The sequence below is a fragment of the Candidatus Endomicrobiellum pyrsonymphae genome (genome assembly GCF_020328025.1).
Lineage (GTDB): Bacteria > Elusimicrobiota > Endomicrobiia > Endomicrobiales > Endomicrobiaceae > Endomicrobiellum > Endomicrobiellum pyrsonymphae.
This window is the reverse complement of sequence record NZ_JAIXMZ010000056.1, coordinates 1-8,367: the sequence shown is the minus strand read 5'-3', so window position 1 is coordinate 8,367 and position 8,367 is coordinate 1. Positions and strand designations below refer to the sequence as shown.

The 8,367-nt window shown below is 35.7% G+C and carries 7 protein-coding genes; 5 read left to right on the top strand and 2 right to left on the bottom strand.

From position 1 onward, the window contains the following. Window positions 1-513: 513 nt before the first annotated feature. The 5 genes from LE180_RS05290 (at window position 514) to LE180_RS05270 (ending at window position 5,924) form a co-directional block, all read left to right on the top strand. Window positions 514-1,359, top strand: a complete 846-nt coding sequence (locus LE180_RS05290) for a prephenate dehydrogenase (RefSeq protein ID WP_374134415.1) — start codon at window positions 514-516, stop codon at window positions 1,357-1,359. Between the two features lie 80 nt (window positions 1,360-1,439). Next, window positions 1,440-2,732 (top strand): 3-phosphoshikimate 1-carboxyvinyltransferase, encoded by a 1,293-nt coding sequence (gene aroA, locus LE180_RS05285; RefSeq protein WP_374134414.1) that lies wholly within the window; start codon window positions 1,440-1,442, stop codon window positions 2,730-2,732. Beyond that, complete coding sequence (locus tag LE180_RS05280; protein ID WP_374134413.1) at window positions 2,723-3,313, top strand: lysophospholipid acyltransferase family protein; 591 nt, start codon at window positions 2,723-2,725, stop codon at window positions 3,311-3,313. Before aroA ends, LE180_RS05280 begins: the two co-directional genes overlap by 10 nt. Window positions 3,314-3,328: 15 nt before the next feature. Further along, window positions 3,329-4,195: a 4-hydroxy-3-methylbut-2-enyl diphosphate reductase gene (locus LE180_RS05275; protein WP_374134412.1), complete on the top strand. Its 867-nt coding sequence runs from the start codon at window positions 3,329-3,331 to the stop codon at window positions 4,193-4,195. Between the two features lie 46 nt (window positions 4,196-4,241). Next, entirely contained in the window at window positions 4,242-5,924 is a 1,683-nt protein-coding gene (locus LE180_RS05270) for a 30S ribosomal protein S1 (RefSeq protein WP_374134411.1), read from the top strand. Window positions 5,925-5,933: 9 nt separating this feature from the next. Here LE180_RS05270 and LE180_RS05265 read toward each other — a convergent pair whose 3' ends face one another. Together LE180_RS05265 and LE180_RS05260 are read right to left on the bottom strand one after the other, a co-directional pair. Then, window positions 5,934-7,199 carry a putative glycoside hydrolase gene (locus LE180_RS05265; RefSeq protein WP_374134410.1) on the bottom strand — a complete coding sequence of 422 codons (1,266 nt, stop codon included), beginning with the start codon at window positions 7,197-7,199 and terminating at the stop codon, window positions 5,934-5,936. Window positions 7,200-8,005: 806 nt separating this feature from the next. Next, window positions 8,006-8,239, bottom strand: coding sequence for a tetratricopeptide repeat protein (locus LE180_RS05260; RefSeq protein WP_374134409.1), 234 nt, complete (start codon window positions 8,237-8,239; stop codon window positions 8,006-8,008). Between the last annotated feature and the right edge of the window lie 128 nt (window positions 8,240-8,367).

The window sequence follows — 8,367 nt, the reverse complement described above, 5'->3', positions numbered from 1 at the left end:
GATATAATAGCGACCACATTTGATTTGGTAATAGTTGGTTTTCTTATAAGAAGATTTAAATTGATATAACTGAATTGATATAATAGCGGTAGTTACATTTGCTGGCAGAAAGGTTTGAGGCAGCAAATGTAACTACCGCTATTATATCAATTCAGTTATATCAATTTAAATCTTCTTATAAGAAAACCAACTATTACCAAATCAAATGTGGTCGCTATTATATCAATTCAGTTATATCAATTTAAACCTTCTAAGAGTTTAATAGACACTGAATATGTCTGCCCATATTCGTATTATATCAAACCTTTTAATTTACAAGAAAATATGAAAACTTCAGGAGCGTTTAGGTGATTGCCATTGAGTTTTTGTAAGAAAACTTCTACAATACTAGCCTGGTACCTTCCGCCATCATTGTTGCATTGACAACTTGAATTTGCTATTGACTTGTGTTAGTTATTATTCTACTGTGTTGTTGATGTAGTTGGCGTAGCAGTATATTTGTTTGAGGTGAATATGCTAAAATATATAGCTGTAAGCATTATAGGATTGGGGCAAATAGGAGGTTCTTTAGGTTTAGCTTTAAAGAGTAAATCCTTAAAGGGTCGCTATCATATAACAGGTATAGAAAGAAAAAAAGATGCTTTAAATACAGCTCTTAAGATTAAAGCAGTGGACGATGCGTCTTCATCTTTGCAGTCCGCAAAAAATGCCGATATTGTTGTTATATGTACACCTGTAGATACAATTGCGTCGATATATAAAGAACTTGTAAAAATTGTAAGGCAAAGTGCAATAATCACAGATACCGGCAGTGTAAAATATCAAATTGAAAAAGAGATAATAGCTTTTGCTAAGAATAGAAACTATGCTTCGTTTGTTGGTTCTCATCCCGTGGCTGGGAAAGAGAAAAATGGAATACTGTCAGCAGATGCAAAAATGTTTAAAGATGCAAAAGTAATTATAACGACTTTATCAAAGAAAGTAGAGAAAAAAGAAATGGTTGTAGTTAGAATGTGGAAAGATACAGGCGCAGATGTTGTTGCGATGTCTGCAAAAAAACATGATGAACTTGTTGCTTTGACAAGCCACGTTCCTCACGTCATAGCTTTTTTATTAAATAAGATTTATCAGAAAACAAATAAAAAAAATCCGCAAATTGGGATGCTCACGGCAGGATCTTTTAAAGGTATAACAAGAGTTGCAGTGTCGAGTGTTGACATGTGGGCGCCTATTTTTGTTACAAATAGCAAGAATGTTGGGAGATATTTGACTGAATTGATAGGTGAGCTTGTTTTATTTAAAAAGAATTTGAGAGATAAACAAAAAATAAAAAAGGAAATTTTAAATACGCAGAAATAACATTAAACAGCTAAAATTTCCTCGAAAACTTAAGTAGTGCAGTTGTATAAATATAAAGTTAGTTGACCATGGGAGATACGATGGATATAAAACTCAAGAAGGTAAATGCTATTTCAGGTGTAATTGAAGTTCCTGCTGACAAGTCTATAACGCACAGAGCCGTCATTCTTTCATCTCTTGCCGAAGGCAATTCTGTCATCAGAAATTATTTGTCGTCTGATGATTGTAACAGGACAATTGAAGCATTTCGTCAAATGGGCGCTGAAATCAAGATAGATAAAAGCAATCTTTACGTAAAAGGCATTGGTTTAAAGCTCTCGAAACCTCAAAATAGTAGATATGATATTTATGCAGGAAATTCTGGCACAACGACAAGACTTCTTGCTGGTATTCTTGCCGGACAGGATTTTGAAACTGTTATTACAGGAGATGCTAGCCTTTCAAAGAGACCTATGCGGAGGATAATCGATCCGTTATCCGAGATGGGCGCAAAAATCAAATCTGAAAATGGATTACTTCCTCTGACAATAAAAGGACATGCTCCTCTAAAATCTGTAAATTATGTCAATAACAAGTCTTCGGGACAGGTTAAGTCTGCTGTTTTATTTGCAGGTTTGTATGCAGATGGCGTAACAACTTATACTGAACCTGTAAAATCTAGAGATCATAGCGAAAGAATGTTAAAAGCTTTTGGAGCAGATATTAAAATTGATGGAAACTCTGTTGCAATTTGCCCGACAGGAAAGCTTATATCTCAGGATATTACAGTTCCTGGAGATATTTCTTCGGCGGCGTTTTTTATTGCTGCAGCGTTAATTGTTCCCGGTTCTAATTTAACGATAAAAAATGTCGGCGTTAATCCAACTAGAGATGGGTTTCTTGAGATTTTAAAAAGGATGGGCGCTGACATTACACTAACAAATATGAGAGAAGTTTCGCACGAGCCTGTATGTGATATAATTGTAAAATATTCTAAACTTAAGGCCGCAAATGTTGATGCTTGTCTTGTGCCAAGAATGGTGGATGAGATTCCAATTTTTGTTCTTGTTGCAACGCAAGCGGAAAGTATTACAAGAGTGTCTGGCGCTAAGGAACTCAGAGTAAAAGAAAGCGATAGAATATATTCTGTTGCAAGCCAATTTAAAAAACTTGGCGCGCAGGTTGAGTCCCTCGACGACGGATTTATTATAAACGGCGCAGGTGGAATTAAATTTACAGGGACGCTTCTTGATAGTTTTGAAGATCATAGAATAGCTATGACGCTGGCTATAGCTTCTTTAATTGCTGGAGGAGAAACGGTGATTAAGGATTCAAATTGCGTTGACGTGTCTTTCCCCGGATTTTATGAGACTTTAAGAGATATATGCAAATAAAAGAGGAGTCGTCATTTTTATTTTTATTTGGCAGGCAAGTGTTTAGAATAGTATTTAGCTTGTTTTATAGATGGCATATCGAAGGAGTAGAGAATGTTCCAAAATCTGGAGGAGCAATTATTGCTCCCAATCATATGAGTTTTTTTGATCCACCTTTAGCAGGATCTGCAATGAAACGCCCACTATATTTTATGGCTAAAAAAGAATTATTTGATATTCCTATCTTTGGCTGGATTATAAGACGGACGAATGCTTTTCCTATTAAAAGAGATTCGCAGGATATGTCTGCAATGAGACATGCATTTTCTCTTTTGGAACAGGGACATTTGCTTTTGATGTTTCCTGAAGGAACGCGTTCAAAAAACGGGCGACTTGGAAAGGCAAGAACTGGATCGGGAATGGTGGCGTGCAATGCCCAAGTACCATTGATTCCTGTAAAAATAGAAAACACTAATCTAATGTTAAAATTTAAGCAGATAAGAATAAAATACGGAACACCGATATATCCGCCAAAAAGTTTTACTAAAAAGGATTATGTTGGTTTATCACAGAAAGTTTTAGATGCAGTTTCAAAAATGTAATGTAGGAATATTAGCATGAAGGCAAATACTAGGCTAAAAGTTAAAATAGCAAAAAATGCCGGTTTTTGTTTTGGCGTAAGAAGAGCTATAGATTTGGCAGAGAAAATCGCTAAAGAGAAGGCAGAAGTATATACTTTAGGACCTATCATTCACAATCCGCAAGAAGTGGAACGTCTTGAGAAACAGGGCATAAAAACTTTAGAAGATCCCAGTAGAGTTGAAAGTGGTTGCGTGATTTTACGCACTCACGGAATTCCTTTTGAGTTACATAAAAAACTTGAGAAGAATAAATCGATTAGCGTAATAGATGCTACATGTCCGTTCGTGAAAAGAGCGCAAAACATAGTAAAACAATTAAGTACAGATATAGAGTCTAAAGATAAAACGATAATATTGGTTGGTGAGAAAGTTCACCCAGAAGTTATTGCTCTTGTTTCCTACGGTAATGGAAAATGTGTTGTTGTAGAAAACATCAAAGTAGCGCAAAAATATAAGGGTAGTGGCGATATAAATGTTGTAAGTCAGACAACGCAGACTCCAAAAAATTTTGATAGTATTGTCAAAGAATTAAAGAGACGATATAAAACTAAAGTTCACAACACTATATGCAAAGCGACTCTCGATAGACAAAAATCCGCTGAGAAACTTGCGGACAGCGTTGATTTAATGATAATAATAGGCGGTAAAAATTCTGGTAACACAACAAGACTTGCGCAAATTTGTGCAGTTAAAACAAAAACATATCACATTGAAACAGTTGACGATATAAATGAAAAATGGTTTAGAAACATAAAAAGTGTTGGTTTAGCAGCAGGAGCATCTACTCCTGATTGGATAATAAAAGAAATCGAAAGAAGGATAAAAGGGATAGATTCAAGATAGAAAAAAAGAGGTTTGTATTTTAACCAAAGAGAAGAGGGGAAGCGCTATGGAAGAAAATAAAAATTTAGATAAAACAGGAACCAGCTTTGAAGATAATGGCGATATCAGTATGGCAGATTTAGTGAAAGGTTATGACGAATCCAGCAATATTGATTTTGGAAAGGAGATTGAGGCAACCATTATTGAAGAAAATTCAGATGGTTTTATGGTTGATTTAGGTATGAAATCGGAGGGAATAATTCCTAAAAAAGAATTTGAAGAAGGCAAGGTGCCTACTGAGTTAAAAGTTGGCGCGTCAGTAAAAGTAAAAATTGTAAGCTTACATGATCAGCCGGTTCTTTCTTACAGAGAGATTGTAGAAAAGGCAAAATGGGATGCTGCACAGCAGTCTTTTGAAAATGGCGAACATGTTAATGGAACAATATTAAAAACTATTAAGGGTGGATTTCTTGTAAATGTTGACGGAATAAATGCTTTTTTGCCTATTTCGCAGCTTGATACGCATTTCGTAAAAGAAGCAGAACGATACGTTGGTAAATCGTATGAATTTGTAATCATAGAGCTTGATGGAAGAAAAAAAAATATAGTTATTTCTCGCAGAAAAATTGTTGAGGATGAGAAAAATGCAGCGAGAGTGGTTGCTTTGGCAAGTATTTCAGAAGGGCAAATATTAGATGGAACTGTGTCGAAAATTATGCCTTTCGGCGCTTTTATCGATCTTGGTGGTGTTGATGGATTACTACACATTGGCGAACTTGCATGGTATAAAGTTAAAAAAGTTGAAGATTTATTACACGTTGGTCAAACAATAAGAGTTCAAGTTATGAAAGTTGATAAATCTTCAGATAAAATTTCGTTAAGTATGAAGAATCTTGCTCCTCATCCGTGGGAATCCGTTGCCGAGAAGTTTCCAGTAGGTCTTATAATGAAAGGAACAGTAACATCCATTATGGATTATGGTGTTTTTATAGAACTTGAGGCTGGTGTAGAAGGATTGCTTCATGCTTCTGAATATGCGTGGAACGATAGCGCAGCTGCGCTGAAGAGAGAAGTTAAGAAGGGACAAGAATTAGAGGTAAAGATTATAAACGTAGATAAAGAAAATAAAAAAATTGCTTTATCAATTAGGCAGATGCTTCCTAATCCATGGAACGAAGTATTTAGGCATTACACTCCAGGCGCTGTTGTTAAAGGGGTAGTTCAAAATCTTATGCCTTTTGGCGCTTTCGTGAAACTTCCTGAGGGAATAGAAGGACTTGTTCATATAAGTGATTTTTCTTGGACTAGAAAGATCAAGCATCCCGAAGATGTTCTCAAAAAAGGTGATGAAGTTGAGGTTCTTATTTTAGAAGTCAATCCGCAAAATGAAAAAATTTCTCTTTCATTAAAACATGTTCAAGCTGATCCTTATAAAAAATATAAAGTTGGTACTATTGTGAAGGGCAAAGTTGCAAGAGTTGCAGATTTTGGCGCTTTTGTGGAGATTGAGCCCGACATAGAAGCTTTGATAAAAAATAGTGAATCATCTTCTGTAAAAGTTGACAAAAGTCAGTCAGTCTTAAAAGAAGGCGAGGAAGTTGAAGCTAAAATAATAAAAGTTAACGTAAGAGACAAAAGAATAGAAGCATCTGTAAAAAAGCTCGAATTCGATAGAGAAAAAGAGCTTGTTAAACAGTACACAAATCAGGACGACAAACCAAGCATGGGTGAAATCTTATCTGAAGAATAATCAGACACCCTAAACCTGTTCTATTGTTGGCGGTTTTTCTTGTGTGTTTTCTGCTTGTTGTTTTTTCTCTGCAGTTTTTAACATTTCAGAAGTAGGCGGATCGCTTTCTTGGTAACTGTTTCCCTCGTCTTGTCCTCTTAAAGCGCTTCTTGTATAAACGCTTCTTGAGTTCCACAATAGCCAGTTTCCTATTTTATTATCATAGCAAGCTTGTATTTGCGTTCTTACTTCGTCTTTGCCGTACTTGTGGTGACCAAAACTGAAATCTTGGAGCCACGGACGAAGTTTTTCGCTAGGGATTCTTTTGAGAGCGCCCTCAATGGCGTAATAAACAACTTTATATGGTTCTTTGTTTGGTTCGGCTATGCCATAATTCCACTTGCCATAATGCGACGGATATACCATGGGACTTACATAATCAACCCATTCTGTCATCTCAATTATTCTCTGCCCTATTCCCATATCGTCAGTTGCGGTCGTTGTTAAACCAAAAACATCAATAGATATTTTTGCTCCCTTATTTTTAAGGCGTCTGTTGGCTTCTTTTAAGAAACCTACCAAAGCTTTTGACGCTTCGGTGGCTGAATGAGGTTTACTGTATCTGCAATTTTTTGTGTTGCCATCCGACGGAAAGCGTATATAATCAAACTGTATTTCATCAAAACCTATGCTTACGGCTCTTTCGGCTATCTGTAAATTATAATCCCACGCGTCTTGATTATATGGATCAAGCCACGCTATGTTATTTCTATCAGTCCAGATAGTGCCATCCGGATTTTTAACTGCAAGTTTAGGTTTTTTTCTTGTCATTGTGTTGTCTCTAAAAACAACAATTCTCGCTATTGTATAAACACCCTTTTCTTTTAATTTTGCAACGTAGTCCTTAATATCAGGCACTGCAGACACATAGGCGTTGTTCGCATCTACAATTTTTATACCGTCGATGTAAACTTTTCCCTCGTATTCTTTTATGTCTATAACAGCTGTATTTAATTCTGTATTATCAAAAAGATCTATTGCGCCTCTTCTGCGTTTCTCCGATCCGCTTACCCACACAGAAAGATGAATACCTCTTATGTATTGCCCTATCACTTTTTTTTCAGGTTTAATATCTGTTAAGACTGTTGTGGCAACCGTTTCTGTAACGTTTTGTTCTTCACGCGGCTGTTCTAGTACCACAGCAATGGAACTTGCGGTAGGACTTGCATGCCCCGTTGCGCTAAGTAATAAAAAAATCAACAGAGAGGCAAAAAATCTATATTCTCGTGTTTTCATATTGATCGTCATTGTCCCTGTAATGAAAAATCTCAAACACATACTGCACATTTTTTTCGTTTAGAATTAAGTTTATAGTGAAGATACGGCAAAACCGCAAAAAGATGATTTTATATATAGAAATGCGCCATCTTATTAAAAGCTTGTCGCTATTTTAATCCGTAAATGCGCAACATGCCGTAGTATTCTACATGAAATTAACAATTTTTGTCAATTGAGATATGCTCGTAGGTTTCTTTTTTCTCGTCCCCAAATCTGTTTTCAACGTCGCCATCATTCCTTCCTCAGCATTCTGCTATTTTGACACAAGCTTTATATATTCATTTCTGTGCTGTCGCTTAGTTGGAACATTGTTAGGATTTTTACCTTATAATTTTTCAAAATCAAAAAATATTTATGTATGATACAGGAAGTTTATTTGTAAGATTTATTATGGCAAGCGTTGCTATGGAGACACACAGTACTCTGCTGTAAACCCGATAGGCTTGTTTGCGCCGTTGTTTATACTTGCCACCACCCTTTACGAAACATTTTTGGCAGGCATCTGCAGAATAAAAAAAGGCAAGCTACCATTTTTGTAAGCAACAGATATCATTATGCTTTACGTCTTGAAAAGCTGTTCATATTATGAAAATGAATTTACATTATCCTTTTCAAGCAAATCTTTTTTATCTTGACGAGAAAGTAAAAAAAGAATGTGTTGATGTATCATCAAAAGAAAAAATGTTGAAGTTTCTACATCAATATCTTTTTGAACCAAAATGCAATTTATTCAATAGATAGATACGAAAAATGGGAATACTCTTTTATATCCACTCTTTCAGCACCCTCTGAGCTCCAACATGTCCTTTTTCCGCTGCTTTTTGAAACCACTTTAATGCTTCAGTATAATTTGGTTGAACTACTCCTAATCCTCTATAATACATCACTCCTAGATTATACTGAGCCACTACACTTTCGTTAGCCGCTGCTTTTTGAAACCACTTTAATGCTTCAATATAATTTTGTTTAACTACTTCGCCTGCCCCTTTATAATACATCGCTCCTAGATTACACTAAGCTTTAGCATGTTCTTTTTTCGTTGCTTCCAGATACCAATTTAATGCTTCAGTATAATTTTGTTTAACTTCGCCTTAATGCTTCAGTATAATTTTGTTTAACTTCGCCT